Below are 19,235 nucleotides of genomic sequence, written 5' to 3'. Positions count from 1 at the left end.
TCCGGTGGCCGGGCCCCGCCCGCGGCGCACGCCGGGTGCGCCGCGGTGCCGGCCGGTCGCCGCGCCTACGACGACTTGCGCACGCGCAGGTACCACTCGCACAGCAGGCGCACCTGCTTCTCGGTGTAGCCCTTCTCGATCATGCGGTTGACGAAGTCCTGGTGCTTCTTCTGCTCGTCGGCGCTGGCCTTGGCGTTGAAGCTGATGACCGGCAGGAGGTCCTCGGTGTTGGAGAACATCTTCTTCTCGATCACCGCGCGCAGCTTTTCGTAGGAGGTCCAGCTCGGGTTGCGGCCGTCGTGCTTGGCGCGCGCGCGCAGCACGAAGTTCACCACCTCGTTGCGGAAGTCCTTGGGGTTGCTGATGCCCGCCGGCTTCTCGATCTTCTCCAGCTCCTCGTTGAGCGCCGCGCGGTCGAGGATCTCGCCGGTGTTGGGGTCGCGGAATTCCTGGTCCTGGATCCAGAAGTCGGCGTAGGTGACGTAGCGGTCGAAGATGTTCTGGCCGTATTCGGAGTAGCTCTCGAGGTAGGCGGTCTGGATCTCCTTGCCGATGAACTCCGCGTAGCGCGGCGCCAGGTATTCCTTGATGCCGGCGATGTAGCGTTCCTCCGCCTCGGGCGGGAACTGCTCGGCCTCGATCTGCTGCTCGAGCACGTACATCAGGTGCACCGGGTTGGCGGCGACCTCGCGGTGGTCGAAGTTGAACACCTTGGACAGCACCTTGAAGGCGAAGCGGGTGGAAAGCCCGGTCATGCCCTCATCGACGCCGGCGTAGTCGCGGTACTCCTGGTAGCTCTTGGCCTTCGGGTCGGTGTCCTTCAGGTTCTCGCCGTCATAGACGCGCATCTTGGAGAAGATGCTGGAGTTCTCCGGTTCCTTCAGGCGCGAGAGGATGAAGAACTGCGCCATCATCTTCAGCGTGTCCGGGGCGCAGGGCGCTTCCGACAGCGAGCTGTGGGCGAGCAGCTTCTCGTAGATGCGGATCTCGTCCGACACGCGCAGGCAGTAGGGCACCTTGACGGTGTAGATGCGGTCGAGAAAGGCTTCGTTGTTCTTGTTGTTCTTGAACGCCGCCCACTCGGACTCGTTCGAGTGCGCCATCACGATGCCGTCGAACGGGATCGCGCCGAAGCCCTCGGTGCCCTTGTAGTTGCCCTCCTGCGTGGCGGTGAGCAGCGGGTGCAGCACCTTGATCGGCGCCTTGAACATCTCGACGAACTCGAGCAGCCCGCGGTTGGCCAGGCACAGCCCGCCCGAGTAGCTGTAGGCGTCGGGGTCGTCCTGCGAATACTGCTCGAGCTTGCGGATGTCGATCTTGCCCACCAGCGACGAGATGTCCTGGTTGTTCTCGTCGCCGGGCTCGGTCTTGGCCACCGCGGTCTGCCTGAGCACCGAGGGCGTGAGCTTGACCACGCGGAACCTCGTGATGTCGCCGCCGAACTCGTTCAGGCGCTTGACCGCCCACGGGCTCATGATGGTGTTGAGGTAGCGGCGCGGGATGCCGTAATCCTCCTCCAGGATGCGCCCGTCCTCGGCGACGTCGAACAGCCCCAGCGGCGACTCGCTCACCGGCGAGCCCTTGATCGCGTAGAAGGGCACCTTCTCGATCAGGCTCTTGAGCTTCTCGGCGAGCGAGGACTTGCCGCCGCCCACCGGCCCGAGCAGGTAGAGGATCTGCTTCTTCTCCTCCAGCCCCTGCGCGGCGTGGCGGAAGTAGGACACGATGTGCTCGATGACCTCTTCCATGCCGTAGAAGTCGCGGAAGGCGGGGTAGATCTTGAGCACCTTGTTGGAGAAGATGCGCGACAGCCGCGGGTCGAGCCGGGTGTCGACGAGTTCCGGTTCGCCGATCGCCATCAACATGCGTTCGGCGGCGGTGGCGTAGGCGGTGCGGTCGCTGCGGCAGAGTTCGAGGTAGTCCTGCAGCGACATTTCCTCTTCGCGCGCCGTTTCGTAGCGGGCCTGGTAGGCATTGAAGATGCTCATGGCAACGTCTCCTAGCATGGTGATGGGTCGAGCCCTGCTGTCGCGCAACCGCAGACCGGCGCCGGAAGCGGCCGGTGCCGAACTGCCGTTGCTTCGATGTCGACGAGGTCAAAGCATCAGCCGTGCCAGACTTGTTGCGGTGCACAAAGAGCGCGCGGGAATACGGCGGACGATCAGGGGATCGGCGCCGCCCCCGCGGCTGCGGTCAGGCGACGGGCATGGAGGGGGTGTTGCGGACCGCACAAATCCGATGCACGGTTTTGGGGCGTTGCACCAAAAGTGCACGGAAATCAACAGTGCGGAGGCGGCCGGGGCTCAGGCCGTTTCGAAATGCTCCAGCATCAACTGCACGCTGGCGACGCCGTTGTATTCGTTGACGCCCAGGCGATAGGCGGCACGGATCTGCGCGGCGGTGCCGTCGGCGTGGTTGAACCGGATGGCGTCGTAGCGGGTGCCGTTGCGCGACAGCTCGAGCTTCAGGTGACGCTCCTTCAGCAGGCGCTGGCGCTCGACGCGGAAGACGTCGTCGAACAACGGGGCGGGAAAGCCCTGGCCCCAGATCTCGCCGTCGAGCATGCGCACCGCGTCCAGCGCGAAGTAGCCCGATTCCAGGCTGCCGTCGGTATCGATGCGGCGTTCGCGGTCGGCGGGTTCCAGCAGTTCGCCGACCACGTCCTCGAACGCGGCCTTGAAGCGGGCGAGGTCGCTTTCCATGATCGTGAGCCCGGCCGCCATCGCGTGGCCGCCGAAACGCGCGATCAGCTCCGGATGGCGCTTGGTGACGAGATCCAGCGCATCGCGCAGGTGCAGGCCGGGAATCGAGCGGCCGGAGCCCTTCAGTTCGCCGTCGCCGGCACGTGCGAAGGCGACGGTCGGGCGGTGCAGGCGTTCCTTGATGCGGCCGGCGACGATGCCGATCACTCCCTGGTGCCAGTCGGGCTCGAACAGCGACACGGTGGCGGCGTTGCCGGCGTCGAAACCGGCCAGCCGCGCCAGGGCGTCTTCCTGCATGCCGGCTTCGATGGCGCGGCGTTCGCGGTTGAGCTTGTCGAGTTCCTGCGCGATGTTGAGCGCGCGGCCGGCGTCGTCGGTGATGAGGCATTCGATGCCCAGGCTCATGTCCGACAGGCGGCCGGCGGCGTTCAGGCGCGGGCCGATCATGAAGCCGAGGTCGGTGGCGCTGGCGCGCGCCGGGTCGCGGCCGGCCACCGCGAACAGCGCGCGGATGCCGGGCTGCAGGCGGCCGGCGCGCATGCGGGCGAGGCCCTGCGCGACCAGGATGCGGTTGTTGCGGTCGAGCTTCACCACGTCGGCCACGGTGCCCAGCGCGACGAGGTCGAGCAGGTCGGCGAGGTTGGGTTCCCTGCCGCCGGCGAAGGCACCGCGCTCGCGCAGTTCGGCGCGCAGCGCGAGCATGGTGTAGAACATCGCGCCGACGCCGGCCAGCGCCTTGCTCGGGAAGTCGCAGCCGGGCTGGTTGGGATTGACGATGACGTCGGCCTCGGGCAGCACGTCGCCCGGCAGGTGATGGTCGGTGACGATGGTGGCCATGCCGTGTGCGCGCGCGGCGGCAATGCCTTCGACGCTGGCGATGCCGTTGTCCACGGTGATCAGCACCTCGGGTTCGAGCCGGGCGGCGATCTCCACCATCGCCGGGGTCAGGCCGTAGCCCAGCGTGACGCGGTCGGGCACCAGGTAATGCACGTCGGCGCCGAAGGCGCGCAGCGCGCGCATGCCCACCGCGCAGGCGGTGGCGCCGTCGCAGTCGTAGTCGGCGACGATGACCATGCGCGCGCCAGCCTCGATGGCGTCGGCCAGCAGTGCGGCGGCTTCGTGCGTGCCGCGCAATGCTTCGGGCGGCAGCAGGTTCTTGAGGCCGGTGTCGAGTTCGTCGGCGCGGGCGATGCCGCGCGCGGCGTACAGGCGGGCGAGCAGCGGGTGGATGCCGGCATCGGCAAGGCTGGCGTAGGCGCGCTGCGGGACGGCGCGGGGCTGGATGCGGGTCATCGGTCGGAGTCCGGAGGGGGCGGCGGCGCGTCGGGCAGGGCCATCGGCGCGGGGGCGACGGACTGCAGCAGGGCCTCGAAGGCGTAAGGCTTGCGCCAGAACTTCCAGCGGTCCGCGCTGCGCAGCTCGAGGTCCAGCGTGCCGCGGTCGCTCGGGGCGAGCAGGCGCAGGCTGCCCATCCGGCCTTGCCTGATGGCTTCTGCGAGCGGTGCGAACCAGTCGCGTTCGAGCGCGGCGAGGCCGCGGCGCCAGGCGTCGAGGTCCAGTTGCTGGGCCGGCTTGCGCAGGGTGTCGAGCACGACCAGCGTGTCCTGCCGCAGGGCGGTGGAGATGTCCGGCGCGCCGGCCGGCACGCCCGCCGCGCGGGCGAGTCCCACGCAGAGCGGATCGTCGGTCTGCACCAGGGCGGCCCGGATCGCCGGCGTGCGGCCGGCATCGCCCGCGCCCCACAGCCATACGCTGTTGACCGCGCGCAGGCCGGCTTCCTCGCGTGCGCGGCTGCGCGCATGGTTGTGCAGCACGATCTGCGCTTCGTTCATCGTGCGCTGCCACGATCGGGCTTCCTCGCCCTCGGGCAGGAAGTGCTTGACCGGCCGGCCGACGACGTCGTCCAGCGGGTACAGGGTGGTGCGGGCCGGCTTGTCGAGGCGCAGGTACCAGCGCGTGGGCGTGCATACCTCGAAGCGGCCGATGTCGGTGAAGGTTTCGTTCAGCGCGGCGACGAGTTCGCCGGCTTCGGCGGCGTCGAGTTCGCCTTCGGGAAAGGTCTGCAGCAGCAGGTGCTCGCGTGCGAACGACAGGTTCACCGGATCGGCGCACAGCCAGTGGCTGCCGGGCGCGGGTGGCGATGCGCAGGGCTCGCCGAGGCGGCGCAGCAGGGCCGTCGGCATCGTCCCGGCTTCCAGCCCGAAGAGGCGGGCGAGCTGCCTGTCGTAGGGGTCGAAGCCGTGCACCTGCCGCCTGCCGCGGCCGAGCAGGGCGGCCAGCCCGTCGAGCGCCAGCCCGGAAGCCGGGCCGAGCAGCGTGGCGGTGGGCCACAACAGGCCGGGGATCAGAAGCTGGATCTGCATCGGAGCGAAAGCGTGAAAAGCGGCGCGAGTCTAGCACGCCGCGGCGAGTGCCATCGCTGGGTGCAAAGGCAGCCTCAGCGCTTGCGCAGGGCGAGCAGGATCAGGTCGTAGGTGGCCGGCAGCATACCGTCGGGCCGGCGGTGCGCCTCGTAGCGGCTTTCGAGCCGCCGCCAATGGGCGCGTGTCAGCGCGGGGCGCGGGCCGCCGCCGACGCTGTGCGCGCCGATGGCCTTGATGTCGCGCAGCAGGCGGCGCAGGTCGGGCGCAAGCGCATGGACGCGCGGCGCGGCGGCGGCGGCCTCGTCGAGGCCGGCCCTGGCGGCCTCTTCGCGCCAGCGTTCGAGCGGATGGAAGCGGATCACGTGCTCGGCGTCGTCCACCGCGGCGAAGGCTGCGCGCAGTTCGCACAGCGTGGCGGGGCCGAGCGTGGCGAGCCAGGCGACGCCGCCGGGACGCAGCACGCGGGCGATCTCGCCCAGGGCGAGGGCGGGGTCGCACCATTGCAGCGCCAGGCTGGACCAGACGGCGTCCATCGTCCCGCCGGCCAGCGGCAGGGCTTCGAGATCGCCGCAGACGAGGCCGGGGGCCGTTCCGCGGGTGGTCTTTTCCGGCCGGCCGCTGGCCAGCCGCGCAAGCATTGCGGGCGCGAAGTCGAGCGCGAACAGTTCCGCCTGCGGGCACAGCGAGGCGAGCAGCCCTAGCCCGTAGCCGGTGCCGCAGCCCGCGTCCAGCACGCGGCGCGGCGTGCCGCCGCAGGGCGCGGTGGCGGCGAAGCCGGCGAGCCGGTGGCAGATCTCGCGCTGCACCGCCGCGGCGCCGTCGTAGCTGGCCGCGGCGCGGTCGAAGGCGCTGCGCACCGCCTGCTTGTGCTGCCGTCTAGTCAAGGACGAACCGTCCGATGGCGGCGGCGCATTCCGCCGGCCGCGACACGAAGGGCGCATGCCCGCAGTCGGAAAAGCGCAGCAGTTGCGCGCGGGGCAGGCAACCGGCCAGCCACTGCGCAGCGCCGACTGGCATCAGCGCGTCGCCGTCGCCATGCAGCAGCAGCGCCGGCTGGCCGATGCGCGCGGCCGCCGGCCTGAGGTCGGCTGTGGTGAGCACCCGCAGGCCGTCCGCCAGCGCGCTGGTGTTCTCGGGGCCGGTATCGTCCAGCGCCTCCGCGAGCGCCGCGGAGACCGCGCGCCGGCGGCCGTCGCCGAGCGCCTGCAGGGCGGTGAAGCGCTGCATCGCGGCAGTCGGGTCGAGCCCGAAGCGCGTGACGAAATCCTGCGCGGCGGCCGCGTCCAGCCCGTGCGGCCAGGGGTCGGCGGCGCCGGCGGGCGGCGCCGATACGAAGCGCGGCGTGGCGCCGATCAGGATCAGCCGCGCAACCCGCTCGGGGTGGCGTGCGGCGAGATCGAGGGCGATCAGCCCGCCGAGCGACCAGCCGCACAGCACGGCGGTCCCGTCGGGCAATTGCGGCAGCAGCGCATCCGACCATGCATGGAGTTCCGGCGGCGCGGCGGGGGCACCGGCGTGGCCGGGCAGCGCGGGCGTCCGCAGATCCGGCATCGCCGGCAAGGCTTGCACCAAGGGTCGCCAGACGGCGGGGGTGAGGCCCCAGCCGTGCAGCAGGACCAGCGGCAGGCTCATCGGCCGTCTCCCGGCGACATCCGGGCACTGGGGGGAGCGAGGGCGGACGAGGGCATGGCGGAATCCTGCGGCAGGGCGGGAAATGTCGCGCAAAGCGGCCGGCGGTGTCAAACCGGGGCAGGCGCGGCGGCCGGCGGCCGCAGGCAAATTGCAGCGAACGGGCCTCTCGGGTCGATACAATGGCGCTCATCATGAAACAGTCCAGTTCTCCCGCCGGGTGGAGTGCGGCCGACGGCATCGTCGCGCGGGCCGCTTCCGGCCGCCGCACCGCTCCCTTCCTGCCCATGTCGCGTGCCGAGATGGACGCGCTGGGCTGGGATGCGTGCGACGTGATCCTCGTCACCGGCGATGCCTATATCGACCATCCGAGCTTCGGCATGGCGCTGGTCGGCCGCCTGCTGGAGGCGCACGGCTTTCGCGTCGGCATCATCAGCCAGCCGGACTGGCAGTCGGCCGAGCCCTTCCGTGCGCTGGGCAGGCCGCGGCTGTATTTCGGCATCACCGCCGGCAACATGGATTCGCTGGTCAACCGCTACACGTCGGACCGCAAGATCCGCTCCGACGACGCCTACACCCCCGACGCCGAGGCCGGCAGGCGCCCCGACCGCGCGGTGACGGTGTACGCGCAGCGTGCACGCGAGGCCCATCCCGACGCCAACATCGTGATCGGCAGCATCGAGGCCAGCCTGCGGCGCATCGCGCATTACGACTACTGGTCGGACAAGGTGCGGCGCTCGGTGCTGCCGGACTCCAAGGCCGACATCCTGCTGTTCGGCAACGCGGAACGGGCGCTGGTCGCGCTGACCTACCGCCTGGCGGCCGGCGAGCCGATCGGGCAGATCCGCGACCTGCGCGGCACCGCCTTCATGGTGAAGCCGGGCTGGATGCCGGGCGCGGAATGGGAGGAGATCGATTCGCTGGCGCTCGATCGGCCCGGGCGCATCGACCGGCATCCCGACCCGTACGCGATGGAGCCGGCGCCGGCGCGGCAGGCGCAGGACGGCGCGCAGCCGGTGCGCATCGTGCCCGCCGCCGAGCGGGTCGCCGCGCGCCGCGCACGCCGCGAGCACCAGGTCGTCCGCCTGCCGTCCTACGAGCAGGTGAGGGAAGACGAGGTGATGTATGCCCATGCGTCGCGCGTGTTCCATCTCGAGTCCAACCCCGGCAATGCGCGCGCCCTGGTGCAGCGCCACGGCGAGGGGCCGGGTGCGCGCGACGTATGGCTGAACCCGCCGCCGGTGCCGCTTTCCACGCCGGAGATGGATTTCGTCTACGGCCGGCCGTACGCGCGCGCGCCGCACCCGGGCTACGGCGATGCCCGCATCCCGGCCTGGGACATGATCAAGTTCTCGATCAACATCATGCGCGGCTGCTTCGGCGGCTGTACCTTCTGCTCGATCACCGAGCACGAGGGCCGCATCATCCAGAGCCGCTCGCACGCGTCGATCATCCGCGAGATCGAGGAGATCCGCGACAAGCAGTCCGACTTCAAGGGCCACATCACCGACCTCGGCGGGCCGACGGCGAACATGTACCGCATGGCCTGCAAGAGCAAGGCGATCGAGGAGAACTGCCGGCGGCTGTCGTGCGTGTATCCGGGCGTCTGCGAGAACCTGGACACCGACCATTCGTCGCTGGTCGAGCTTTATCGCAAGGCGAGGGCGGTACCGGGCGTGAAGCGCATCACCATCGGTTCCGGCCTGCGCTACGACCTCGCGGTGCGCTCGCCGGAGTACGTGAAGGAACTGGTCACCCATCACGTCAGCGGCCTGCTCAAGATCGCGCCCGAGCATACCGAGGACGGGCCGCTCTCCAAGATGATGAAACCGGGCATCGGTGCCTACGAGGCCTTTGCCGAGATGTTCGAGAAGTTCTCGAAGCAGGCGGGCAAGAAGCAGCATCTGGTGCCGTACTTCATCGCCGCGCATCCGGGCACGACCGACGAGGACATGCTGAATCTCGCGCTGTGGCTCAAGCGGCACGATTTCCGCCTCGATCAGGTGCAGACTTTCCTGCCGACGCCGATGGCGATCGCCACGACGATGTACCACACGCGCAAGAACCCGCTGAAGAAGGTGTCGGCGGATTCGGAAGCGGTGGAGACTGCGCGCGCGGGCCGCATCCGCAAGCTGCACAAGGCTTTCCTGCGCTGGCACGACCCGGAGAACTGGCCGCTGCTGCGCGAGGCGCTGAAGCAGATGGGCCGCGCAGACCTGATCGGCAACGGCCCGCGCTGCCTGGTGCCGCGCCAGCAGCCCGGCGCCGCTATGCCGGGGCCGGCACGGCGAACACGCGATTCCGGCCCGCCTGCTTCGCCTGGTACATCGCCGCATCGGCGCGCGACAGGGCGCCCTGCATCGCCTCGCCCGAAGTCCAGGGTGTGACGCCGGCGCTGAAGGTGATGACGACCTTGTCGTTGTTCGCCATGAAGAATTCGCGCGTGAGTTCGCGCTGCAGGCGCACGAGGGCCAGGTTCGCCTGATCGATGTCGGTATCGGGGAACAGGATGACGAATTCCTCTCCCCCCTGGCGTGCGAGCGTGTCCTGCGGGCGCAGGTATCTGCGCACAGTGCTGGCCAGCATGACCAGCGCCTCGTCGCCGGACTGGTGTCCGTAGTTGTCGTTCAGGCGCTTGAAATTGTCGATGTCCAGCAGGGCGACCGACAACGGCGCGCGGCGGCGGTCGGCCCGGGCGCGTTCCTTCTGGCCCATTTCTTCCAGGCCGCGGCGGTTCAGTGCGCCGGTGAGCTGATCGTGCCGCATCAGGCGGCTGGCTTCATCCAGTTCCTGTTGCAACTGGGTGATGCGCAGTTCGGCGCTGCGGGCGTGCTCGCGTGCCGCGGTGAGTTCATCGCGCGACTGTCTCGCCTGTTCCTGAATGGCGCGCGTCTCATGCATGACCTCGCCCAGCAGCGGCCCGATGGCGTTGATGTCCCGGGTTTCGGCGATACGCTGCGCGAAGCCGCCGATGCGGTCATGGTAGCTGCCGGTGCTCTCGGCGAAGTGCGCGAGCTGGTCCACGAAGCCCGCCAGCATCTCGCGCAGGTAGCGTTGTGCTTCGATCAGGTCCTGCTTGAGCCGGCCCTGCTTGTAGATGAGCCCTTTCAACTGCTGCTCCGCGGCGTCGAGGGTGCGCGGAGTGGGCGGCGCGTCGACGATCTCGCGCAGCATTTCGATCTGGCCGCTCAACCAACTGTCGTCGATCACCAGTTCATCGATGTTGCGCAGCAGCAGACGAAGCAGGTCGAGCAGGCCGGTGCGAATCTCCGCGTCGTCGGCGGCAGCGTTCTCCAGACGTTCTGCGTAGCGGCGCAGCGGGCGCTTGAGGGCGGACAGTGCATCGGCATCGCTCGCCTGCTTCACCGCCACCGCCAGCCGGACGGCCTCGTCGGCGAGGTCGGGATGGCTGCCGAGAAAGGCCGGAATCACGTCCTCGAAGGCGAGCGAGAGCAGCATCCGCAGACTGTCGACGAGTTCGCCCGCGGCCGGGGCCGCGGACAGCCGCGCGCCGATCACGGTGCGCAGGGACGATGGCGGAGCAGCCGTCGACCCGCTTGCGGCCTGAGCGGAGAGGGGCTCCATCCCGGCATCGATGGCGAGGGGCAGGTCGCCGTCGGCGGGCGCCTGCGTCCAGCTCTTGACGAGTCCCTGGAGCCGGGGGAACAGCGCGGCCGGATCGCTCGCGTTCAGCACGCGATCCAGCGCCTCGCGCTTGCGCGCGGTCGTCCAGCCGGCCTGGCGGGCTTCCCACTGCCGCACGAGGGTGGCGATGAGATCGTTCCAGGGGAGCGTCTCGGCGCCCTGCAGGCTGCTAAGGTAGCGCTCGAGCGCTTCATTGCCGGCACGCGGATCGCCTGCCGCCATGGCCTGGTCCAGATTGCGCCCCAGCCGCTGGCGTTCGGCCGTGTCCCGCGGCAGGCGGCGTACGAGCTGGCGCACGAACTGCTCGGGAAATGCATCCTCGCCCGCCTGGGTGCCGGCGATCTCGTGATACAGCCGCTTGTAGTTGTCGGGCGTCGGGGCGACTCGGCGCATGGCGAGCTGGCGCAGGGTTTCGCGGGCGATCTCCGTGGGATTGCTGAGGGTGGCCATGCTGTCCGCTTGTGTGGTTGGGGCGCTGGATGAACGCCGATACAAGCGCCGGATTATAGTTTTGGCGCGGCCGCCGATGATGCGATTTCCCCACGATGGGTACAGGAATTTCCGGCTTGCGCAGGCTGCTTGAGGATGGCCCGGGGAGGGTAGAATGGCGGCCGATCCGTTTGAGTGAAGCACGCCTGCCCGATTGCGCGCGCATCGGGCCTTTTCCAGAGATGAATACCGAAACCACAACCGACCAGGCGGCCGAGGCCGCTCCGCAAGCCAAGCGCCTCGAGCCGCGCGCCATCCTGCAGCGCCTGGAGGCGTCGTCGCCGACTTTTCGTGACTGCAGGCCGCTCGCGCTGCGCATCGACAAGAGCATCGCCGAGCGCTTTCCGGAGTTCGACCGCAAGAGCCTGCGCAATGCGCTGCACATGTTCACGGCTTCGACGCGCTATCTGAAATCGGTGGAGCGTTCGAAGGAGCGATTCGATCTCGACGGCAACGTGGCGGGCGAAGTGACCGACGAACAGCGCGCCCATGCCGCAGCCACGCTGAAGGAGCGGTTTGCGTCCGTCGCCCGCAAACAGCGCGAGAAACGAGAAGCCGAGGAGGCCGAGCGCCGCCACACCGAAAAGCTCAAGCAACTGGTGGACAAGTTCGGCCGCCACGGCTGAGCCCGCGGATCAGCGCGGGCGGTCGCTGCGTTCCGCGTCGGAACGCAGCAGCCACACGGCCGTGGCGGCGGTGATGACCACCACCATCGCACCGCCGCTGTGCCCCACGCCGATCAGCAGGCCGGCCAGAAGGCCAAGGCCCATCAGTACGCGATTGATCTTCGGTTCCACGGTGTCGTCTCCTTGAATGGCGCTGCTGCCAATGACTGTTTAAATATACAGTAATTGACGGCAAGGTCAAGGCGAGCGCCCGTGGCATTGCCTTGCGCTATAATCCGCGCTCGCCGCCGGCATAGCTCAGTTGGTAGAGCAGCGCACTTGTAATGCGAAGGTCGGGGGTTCGACTCCTCTTGCCGGCACCAAGAACACATGCGGAACCGGTGCTCCAATGAAAAAGGCCAGTTTCCGCACTGGCCTTTTTCATTGGAGGGGCGGGCCGCGAACCGCCCGGACGGCGGGTCCGGCCTAGCAGGCCGGCCGGGCGGAGTGATCGGAGCGGGTACGCCAGGCGTCGAAGTCTTCCCGCTCGACGTAGGTTTCGAGCCGGTTGAGGTTGCCCGGCAGTTGCCGGCCCTCCCATTGCTCGGTCGCCCAGCGCTTGATGTTGGCATGCAGTTCGCCGCGCTGGATGGCGTTGGCCAGCAGGACTTCGGCATCGTGCTCGGAGAGGGCGCCGCCCGCCATCAGCCGGGCGGCTTCGAGCAGGCTCAGGGTGTTCGGTCCAGCCTCGTGCTTGATCATGTCCGTCTCCCTGCTTGTTCGATGTCGTTCGACGAGGACGGCAAGGCGGCATGCGCGCGTCTTGCGGTTCAGCGCTTCAGATCAGCTTCAGCCCGGGTGGCAGCGATTCGCCGAAGCTGCGGCCCTGGTCGGCAGCGTCGAGCTGGGCGCTTTCGCACATCATGGTAATCCAGCTTTGGGGGGCACGGACGGCTGCCAGCCGGCGCGCGATTTCCTCCCGCGCGGCCGGCGGCAGATCGCGCGTGCGGTCGCCGGTCATGCGTGCCACCTGGGCGGCGGCAAAGGCGGCGGGTTCGACGGATTTCCAGTCGAGCGCGAGGATCGCCGCCAGCCATTCGGCGGCGATGTCCGGCGGCACGACGTTGTGCGCACTGCCGTACAAGGGCGCGCGCGCGCCGACGCGGCCGACCGCCCACCAAGTGTGGGCCTTCTCGGACGGATGCCGCAGGCGCTCGAGTAGCCACTTGCCGACTTCGATCCGGTGCATCACCGGCACCCGTTCCAGCGACGCGGCCAGCCGCACCATGTCGTCGTAGCTGCCCTGCACCGGGTCGCGGGCATGCCTGCCGCTGCCGGCATGTTCGAGGTGGCCGGCCAGTACCTCCAGCACTTGCAGTTGCGCGGCTTCGGCCAGGCCGCCGGCGCAGCGGCGCCACAGGGTCCACCATTCGCACCAGTTGCGCGCCTCGTTGGCGTACTGGATGCCCTGCGGAAACAGCGCCCACAACTGCCCGATGCGCCAGTCGTCGAGCGCGGCGCCGAGTCCGGGGCGCAGGCAGTAGCCGGTGAGATTCAGCCAGATGCGCTCGTGCTCTGCCGAACGCCGGCGCCGGCGGGCGCGCTCGAGCAGGGTGTCGAAAAGGGTACGGAGCAGAGCGAGATCCCAGTCCTCGCGGCGGCCGAGCAGGCGTTCCAGGCGGGCGCGCAACTGGCGCACGTCCTTCGGATCGACATCCTGCGACTGCGCGCCAAAGGCCCGGTCGATCAGGCCCAGGGCGTCGTGCAGGCGAGGATGGGGCACGGTGGCCGCAGCGACGCCGTCGTCGGCATCGGCCTCGTTGCGCAACTGGAAGGCGAGCTGCCAGCGGCGGCTCGCGTCGTCGATGCCGACGCAGTGCATTTCCAGCGTGCCGACCTCGGTCAGCATCGTAACCAGCCGCACCGCGACTTCTTCGCGGCGACCTTCGGCGGTGGCAGGCAGGCGGGCGGCGAGTGCCGGCAGGCGGACGAAATCGTCGTCTGCCAGGTCGACGAGGTCGCCGGCCTGGCGCGGCGTGTCGCTGCTGGACGATACGAGGTGGAAGTGCACCGCCTGCCCCAGCCGCAGTGCGAAGCTGCGCCCGGGCAATTCCACCTCGCAGCCGTATTCGGTGCCGCGCGGCAGCACGCAGAGGGTACTGGCGCCGCCGCGCTCGTCCTCGAGCACGAGGAAATGGCTGCGTGCCGAGCCGCCGCCGATGCCGGGGCCGAGGTTGGTGCGGCCCGCACGTACGAGGGCGAAGGCGACGGCGCCGCGCGCCACCGCGACATCCGGGTCGTCGTCGTGCAGCACGCGGAGCGCTGCGCCGCGCCATCGAGCGAGCAGGTGCTCGATACGCGCGGACAGCGCACCGGCGCGGAACACGCCGCCGTTGAGCAGCAAGGTGTCGGGGACGGGCAGCGCGCCTTCCGCCGGTGCGGCATCGCTCAGCGCGGTGCGCGCGGCGGTGGCGTGCCGGTGCAGGAAGGCGGCGAGGTGGCGGGTGATCGCGGGGTCGGCCGGGTACGGCAGGCCGAACTCGACGATGCCTGCGCGCCGGCGCTGCGGCAGGTCGTCCGGGCCGGCCAGGGGCAGGAAGCCGTCGACGACCAGGCGCGCCACTTCGTCGCGGCCGAGCTCCACCGAGCGCGCCGCACCCACCAGCCGGGCGCCGGCGCCGAGCAGCGTCACCGTCGCGCGCTCCGGCGCATCGGCGTCCAGCAACCGTTCCTTCGCCACCCGGCAGCGCTGCACGAGCTGGGAGAAGCGGGCTGCGGACAGGCGCTCGCCGCCGTCGGTCAAGCGCCGTTCGGCGAGATGGGCCAGCGCCAGGTCCATGTTGTCGCCGCCCAGCATCAGGTGGTCGCCAACGCCGATGCGGGTCAGGCGCGGCGCTCCGCCGTCGCGGGCGGGTTCGACCTGGATCAGCGTGAGGTCGGTCGTGCCGCCGCCCACGTCGCAGACCAGCACCAGCCGCGATTGCGCAAGTTCGGAGGCGAGACCGTGGCGATGGCGGAACAGCCAGTCGTGGAAGGCCGCCTGCGGTTCTTCCAGCAGGCGCAGCGCGGGCAGGCCCGCCAGCCGGGCGGCTTCCACCGTGAGCGCGCGGGCGCCCTCGTCGAACGAGGCCGGCACGGTGAGCACCACGTCCTGCCGCTCCAGCGGCGCATCGGGGTGGCGTGCGTTCCAGGCTGCGCGCACGTGGGCGAGGTAGCTCGCGCTGGCCACCACCGGCGATACCTTGGGGACGTCCTCGCCTGCGCCCCAGGGCAGGATGGGCGCGCTGCGGTCCACGCCCGCGTGCGACAGCCAGCTCTTGGCGCTGGCCACGGCGCGGCCGGGCACCTGGGCGCCGAGTTCGCGGGCGAAGCTGCCGACGACGGCCCGAACCGGGTCGAAGCCGGTCTCGTGCCGCCAGGGCAGCGCCAGCTCCGCGTCGTCGAGTTCTCCGGCGGCCGGGTGATACCGCACCGAGGGCAGCAGCGTGCGTGCCGCCACTTCGCCGCGGCCTGCGAGCTGCTCGATCGGCAGCAACCGGATGCGATCGTCGCCTTCGGCCGCGAAGGCGACCACGGTGTTGCTGGTGCCGAGGTCGATGCCGACGGTGTAGCGCGTCACGTCGGGAGGGTCAGCCCCGTTCGCCGGCGTCGCCGCGCACGTCGAACTGCACCTTCCAGCGCTCGCCGCCGTCCGGCGGCAGGGCTTCGAGTTCGAGCGTGCCGGTTTCGGTCACGCGGGCGTGCAGGCGCACGCGCACGATGTCGCCGGGCGTGCGGCCCTCGGCCGGCAGGGTGAGTTCGATTTCCTCGAGTTCCTGAAGCTCGTCCGGGGTCCAGAAGTCGAGCAGGGCGCCGACCTGGTCCTGGCGCCTCACCGAAGAGCCGAAGAAGCGAAAGCGTACCGGTTCGCCGACGACGAGGCCGAACTCGCGCTCGGACAGTGCAGCCTCGGTGCCTTCTTCCATGCCAAAAGGGGCGAGGCACAGGGCTTCGAGGGGCGGCTCCATGCCCGGGATCGCCGGCATCGAGGACTCCACCTCCACGTAATAGGCGCGCGCGGTGCCGCCGCGGATGCGCACCCCGCGTCCGCGCCGCACATAGCCGTAGTAGGCCGCGCCGCGTGCCACCGCGAGGTCGAGATCCGCACCGCCGAGCAGGCGGGCGGGTGCGGCGCCGTCCGCCGCCAGCCAGCCGTTGAGCACGTCCAGCACGCGATCGGCGATCAGGCCCGACTTCAGCACGCCGCCGTTGAGCAGGACCGCGGTCGGATGCAGGAAGCCGCCCTCGCCGGAGCGGCCGGCAAAGCCTTCGAGTTCAGCCGTGGCGCCGAGCTGGCGGGTCAGGAAGGCGGCGAGATGACGGGTGATCGCCGCATCCTGCGCATAGGGCAGGCCGAGCTGGGTCAGCGCGCCGCGTGCGCGGCTGATCGGCGGGTCGCCGACCGCCACCTGCGGGAAGAAGCCGTCGAGCAGGCTGGCGGTGAGTTCTTCGCGCGTGACTTCGGTGCGGATGGAGCCGCCGATCAGCTTCGAGCCGCGGCTGGGCACGACCACCGGCACGCTGCCGATGTCCGCGTCGCCGAGCAGCGCTTCCTTGGCGCCGCGGCAGGCATGGGCCAGCGCGCGCGTCTGCCACGGATCGAGCCGCGTGCCCTGTGCCGCGAGCTTGCGCGTGACACCGTAGGCGAGCGCCAGATCCATGTTGTCGCCGCCCAGCAGGATGTGATCGCCGACGGCGACGCGGTGCAGCTCCAGGTTGCCGTCGCGCTCGAGCACCGCGATCAGCGACAGGTCGGTGGTGCCGCCGCCGATGTCGACCACCAAGATCAGGTCGCCGGGCTTCACTTCCTTGCGCCAGTCGCTGCCGCTGCGCTGGATCCAGCTGTACAGGGCGGCCTGCGGTTCTTCGAGCAGGGTCGTCGGCGGATAGCCCGCGGCTCGCGCGGCTTCGGCGGTGAGTTCGCGTGCGGCGGGGTCGAAGGAAGCCGGAATGGTGACGGTGACGTCCTGCCCGTCGAAAGGCGCATCCGGATGTGCGGCATTCCAGGCGTCGCGCAGGTGGGACAGGTAGAGGATCGAGGCGTCCAGCGGCGAGATGCGCGCGACCTCGGCCGGCGCTTCGGCCGGCAGGATGGCGGCGCGGCGGTCCACGCCCGGGTGGCACAGCCAGCTCTTTGCACTGGCCACCAGGCGGATGGGCGTCGCCGCCCCGCGCGCGCGGGCGAACTCGCCGACGGCGTAGTCCTGGGATGCGGTCCACGGCAGATGCAGGTCGCCCTCGGCCAGTTCGTCGGTGTGCGGCAGGTAGAGGAAGGACGGCAGCAGCGAAAGCGCCTCGACCGCGCCCGGAGCGGTGAGCTGCGGGATGGGCAGGACCTGCTGCACGGCCTTTTCACCGTCGCTCGCGCCGACGTCCACGAAGGACAGTGCGCAGTGGGTGGTGCCGAGATCGATGCCGATCGTGTAGCGGGCGCCGTTGCCGGCGGTGCTCACCGGACTGCCCTCGCGTCGCTGCACGACGTCCTTTCCAAAAGAGGGAGATCACCCCCTGCGGACGGCTGCGCGGAGGCGTTCATGACGACCCTCCCGTCGCTGCGCGACGACCTCCCCGAGGGAGGGGGAGCGCCTCCTCCGGACGGCCGCGCGGAGGCGCTCATAGCTCCACCTCCGCCTGGGCGACGACGCTGGCGTCATGGCCTTCGGCCAGTTTCGGCAGGCGGCTTTCGGTGACGCGCCAGCCGCGGTGGCTGAGGCTGCCGGTGAAGGGGGCCTTGCCGACGACGTTGCCGGTCAGGCGGATGGCGGCGGCGTCGAAACCTTCGGCCAGGGTGATGCGGCTGCCCTCGGCTTCGGAGCGCACCGGCCCGATGCTGAAATGCTCGCGCAGCACCTTGCGGCAGCCTTCATGCACCACCCGCGCGGCGGCGCCGATGTCGGCGTCGGAATAAGCGCCGACGTCCTCCTGCACGAAATCGACGAAGCGGGCTTCGCGCTGCAGCAGGCCGATCAGTTGGAGCGCGGCGCCGGGCGGGTTTTCGCGCAGCGCCGGCGTTGCCGCGGGTGCTGCGCCGGAGGCGGAAGGTCGGTCTGCCGTCGGGCCGGCCGGCAGGTCCCCATCGCGCAATTGCTGGAGCCTGGCGGCGAGTTCGGGCTGGAACAGGACGGAGAAGGCGAGGCCGATGCGGCGCACGAAGGAAGGAGTCGGACGAGGCATGAGCAGATCCTTTTGCCGAAGTTTGTTGCGACGCAATATAACCCAGCCGGCGGCGATTGCCCTAACGAGGCGGTCGCCCGGGGCGGTGCGGATGGCCCTGGTCGGGATGGGTCTCGTGCGGGGCGAAGGTGCTTCCGGGAATGGAAAGCTTGCTGTTCCGTCCGGATGTGTATATAGTTCCGCTTCTCCGACGCGGGGTGGAGCAGCTCGGTAGCTCGTCGGGCTCATAACCCGAAGGTCACAGGTTCGAATCCTGTCCCCGCAACCATATACAAGAGACAGGCCGGTGGCGTGAGCTGACCGGCCTGTTTTTTTGCGCCTGTACCGGACGGCCCCTCACTCCATGTGGCCGTCGCCGAGTTCCGTGCCAGAGCGGATGCCGCCGGGGGGTGCCGCGGCGGCCGTCCCGCTCGTCAGGCGCCGATACAGATCCGCAAGTCTCTCCGCCATGATGCCGTCCGCCCATTGCCTGCTGTGGAGCAGGGCCTGTGCGGAGAGCGCCTGGCGGCGCGAAGGGGAGGCCAGCAGCCCGATCAGTTCGCTGGCGAAGGCGTCCCTGTCGTCCGTGGAGACGATGGCGCCGGAGTGCGGCGTGAGGATGTCCCTCGTGCCCATCTCGGCGAGCGCGACGACCGGCAGGCCGGAAGCCATCGCTTCGAGCAGCACCAGGCCCTGGGTCTCGGTGCGGGAAGCGAACACGAAGGCGTCCGCCCCGGCGTAGCAGTCGTGCAGTTCCCGCCCGCGGTCGAGGTAGCCGACGAAGCGGACGGCGGATGCCAGGCCGCGCCGGGCGGCGTCTCTTTCCAGTTCGGCCAGCGCCGGCCCTTCGCCGGCAACCACGAGGACGAAGCCGGGCAGGGCCGCTGCCGCGATGGCCGCGACGTCGATCAGGAAGCCGATGTTCTTCTCGTGCGCGACGCGGCCGATGAAGAGCGCCACCGGCGCCGTTGCGGCAATGCCATATGCGCGGCGGAAACGTTGCCCGTCCCCCGCCCCGAAAGTCTCGATCGGAATGCCGGTTGGCAGTACGTGCAGCGCGGAGGACACCCCGTAGGCGGCGAGGCGGTCGCGCATGGCGGTCGACGGTACGACCACGCCATCGACCGTGTTGCACTGGGAGCGGGACACCCGGCGCGCGAGGGCACGCAACGGGCCCGGCGGCAGGAAGGGCGCGTAGTGGTGCAGGTATTCCTCGAAGAAGGTGTGGTAGCTCAGCAGCAGCGGCAGCTTGAGCCTGCGGGCCGCGGCGACGCCGGCGTAGTGGGCGACGAAGGGCGTCTGGATGTGTACCAGGTCGCATGAAGCGGCCTCGCGCAGGGCGGCGGCCCGCATGCGTCGCCAGGACGCCAGCCTGTCTTCCGGATCGCGGGGAACCCTGCGTCCCGGTACGCGGACGACCCCGGGTTCCGCTGGCTGATCCACATCTTCGCCGTAGTCCGGCGCCAGCAGGCGCACGTCGATGCCGCAGGCGCGAAGGGCGTGGCGAAAGGTCGCGATCGACGTGGAAACACCGTTGACGCGCGGGAAATAGACGTCGGAGACCATCAGCACCCGTTTCATGGGCGCCGAGACTGACAGGGCGGTGTTAC

14 protein-coding genes and 2 tRNA genes are annotated in these 19,235 nt (G+C 70.0%); 4 read left to right on the top strand and 12 right to left on the bottom strand.

From position 1 onward, the window contains the following. Positions 1 to 65 precede the first annotated feature (65 nt). From CCZ27_RS11370 to CCZ27_RS11350, 5 genes are all read right to left on the bottom strand, one after another. Complete coding sequence (locus CCZ27_RS11370; RefSeq protein WP_096448256.1) at positions 66 to 1,988, bottom strand: PrkA family serine protein kinase; 1,923 nt, start codon at positions 1,986 to 1,988, stop codon at positions 66 to 68. Between the two features lie 315 nt (positions 1,989 to 2,303). Then, positions 2,304 to 3,995: a single-stranded-DNA-specific exonuclease RecJ gene (gene recJ, locus CCZ27_RS11365; protein ID WP_096448254.1), complete on the bottom strand. Its 1,692-nt coding sequence runs from the start codon at positions 3,993 to 3,995 to the stop codon at positions 2,304 to 2,306. Continuing rightward, complete coding sequence (locus tag CCZ27_RS11360) at positions 3,992 to 5,065, bottom strand: hypothetical protein (protein WP_096448252.1); 1,074 nt, start codon at positions 5,063 to 5,065, stop codon at positions 3,992 to 3,994. The genes recJ and CCZ27_RS11360 overlap by 4 nt, the downstream gene beginning before the upstream one ends. 74 nt (positions 5,066 to 5,139) lie before the next feature. Continuing rightward, positions 5,140 to 5,949 carry a methyltransferase domain-containing protein gene (locus CCZ27_RS11355; RefSeq protein WP_232516335.1) on the bottom strand — a complete coding sequence of 270 codons (810 nt, stop codon included), beginning with the start codon at positions 5,947 to 5,949 and terminating at the stop codon, positions 5,140 to 5,142. Then, positions 5,942 to 6,697 (bottom strand): alpha/beta fold hydrolase, encoded by a 756-nt coding sequence (locus CCZ27_RS11350; protein ID WP_096452459.1) that lies wholly within the window; start codon positions 6,695 to 6,697, stop codon positions 5,942 to 5,944. Before CCZ27_RS11350 ends, CCZ27_RS11355 begins: the two co-directional genes overlap by 8 nt. 191 nt (positions 6,698 to 6,888) lie before the next feature. On the opposite strand from CCZ27_RS11350, the gene CCZ27_RS11345 reads away from it, so the two are divergent. Next, on the top strand, positions 6,889 to 9,081 hold the full coding sequence (locus CCZ27_RS11345) for a YgiQ family radical SAM protein (protein WP_503660833.1): 2,193 nt from the start codon (positions 6,889 to 6,891) through the stop codon (positions 9,079 to 9,081). Here the strand turns inward: CCZ27_RS11345 and CCZ27_RS11340 are convergent. Continuing rightward, on the bottom strand, positions 8,963 to 10,789 hold the full coding sequence (locus CCZ27_RS11340) for a GGDEF domain-containing protein (protein ID WP_157748550.1): 1,827 nt from the start codon (positions 10,787 to 10,789) through the stop codon (positions 8,963 to 8,965). The genes CCZ27_RS11345 and CCZ27_RS11340 overlap by 119 nt on opposite strands. Before the next feature lie 221 nt (positions 10,790 to 11,010). On the opposite strand from CCZ27_RS11340, the gene CCZ27_RS11335 reads away from it, so the two are divergent. Further along, entirely contained in the window at positions 11,011 to 11,454 is a 444-nt protein-coding gene (locus tag CCZ27_RS11335) for a ProQ/FINO family protein (RefSeq protein ID WP_096448248.1), read from the top strand. A 9-nt stretch (positions 11,455 to 11,463) separates the two neighbouring features. Here CCZ27_RS11335 and CCZ27_RS23980 read toward each other — a convergent pair whose 3' ends face one another. Then, positions 11,464 to 11,625 carry a hypothetical protein gene (locus CCZ27_RS23980; protein ID WP_198363102.1) on the bottom strand — a complete coding sequence of 54 codons (162 nt, stop codon included), beginning with the start codon at positions 11,623 to 11,625 and terminating at the stop codon, positions 11,464 to 11,466. A gap of 115 nt (positions 11,626 to 11,740) precedes the next feature. Between CCZ27_RS23980 and CCZ27_RS11330 the strand changes: the two genes are divergently transcribed. Then, positions 11,741 to 11,816: transfer RNA gene (locus CCZ27_RS11330), tRNA-Thr, on the top strand. A 103-nt stretch (positions 11,817 to 11,919) separates the two neighbouring features. Here CCZ27_RS11330 and CCZ27_RS11325 read toward each other — a convergent pair. The 4 genes from CCZ27_RS11325 to CCZ27_RS11310 form a co-directional block, all read right to left on the bottom strand. Then, on the bottom strand, positions 11,920 to 12,195 hold the full coding sequence (locus tag CCZ27_RS11325; RefSeq protein ID WP_096448246.1) for a hypothetical protein: 276 nt from the start codon (positions 12,193 to 12,195) through the stop codon (positions 11,920 to 11,922). A 76-nt stretch (positions 12,196 to 12,271) separates the two neighbouring features. Then, on the bottom strand, positions 12,272 to 15,052 hold the full coding sequence (locus CCZ27_RS11320) for an Hsp70 family protein (protein WP_096448244.1): 2,781 nt from the start codon (positions 15,050 to 15,052) through the stop codon (positions 12,272 to 12,274). Between the two features lie 10 nt (positions 15,053 to 15,062). Beyond that, positions 15,063 to 16,949 (bottom strand): Hsp70 family protein, encoded by a 1,887-nt coding sequence (locus CCZ27_RS11315; protein WP_232516334.1) that lies wholly within the window; start codon positions 16,947 to 16,949, stop codon positions 15,063 to 15,065. Positions 16,950 to 17,085: 136 nt separating this feature from the next. Continuing rightward, a complete protein-coding gene (locus tag CCZ27_RS11310; protein WP_157748549.1) occupies positions 17,086 to 17,646 on the bottom strand; it encodes a DUF2760 domain-containing protein in 561 nt (186 codons plus the stop codon). A 191-nt stretch (positions 17,647 to 17,837) separates the two neighbouring features. On the opposite strand from CCZ27_RS11310, the gene CCZ27_RS11305 reads away from it, so the two are divergent. Continuing rightward, positions 17,838 to 17,914 (top strand) — tRNA-Met (locus CCZ27_RS11305). Positions 17,915 to 17,982: 68 nt separating this feature from the next. On the opposite strand, the gene CCZ27_RS11300 is transcribed toward CCZ27_RS11305, so the two are convergent. Then, the gene (locus tag CCZ27_RS11300; RefSeq protein WP_096448240.1) at positions 17,983 to 19,206 is read right to left on the bottom strand and encodes a glycosyltransferase; all 1,224 of its coding nucleotides are present in this window, start codon (positions 19,204 to 19,206) and stop codon (positions 17,983 to 17,985) included. Between the last annotated feature and the right edge of the window lie 29 nt (positions 19,207 to 19,235).

Source organism: Thauera sp. K11, assembly GCF_002354895.1.
GTDB lineage: Bacteria > Pseudomonadota > Gammaproteobacteria > Burkholderiales > Rhodocyclaceae > Thauera > Thauera sinica.
The sequence above is the reverse complement of the archived record's forward strand: the minus strand, read 5'-3'. Positions and strand labels throughout refer to the sequence as shown.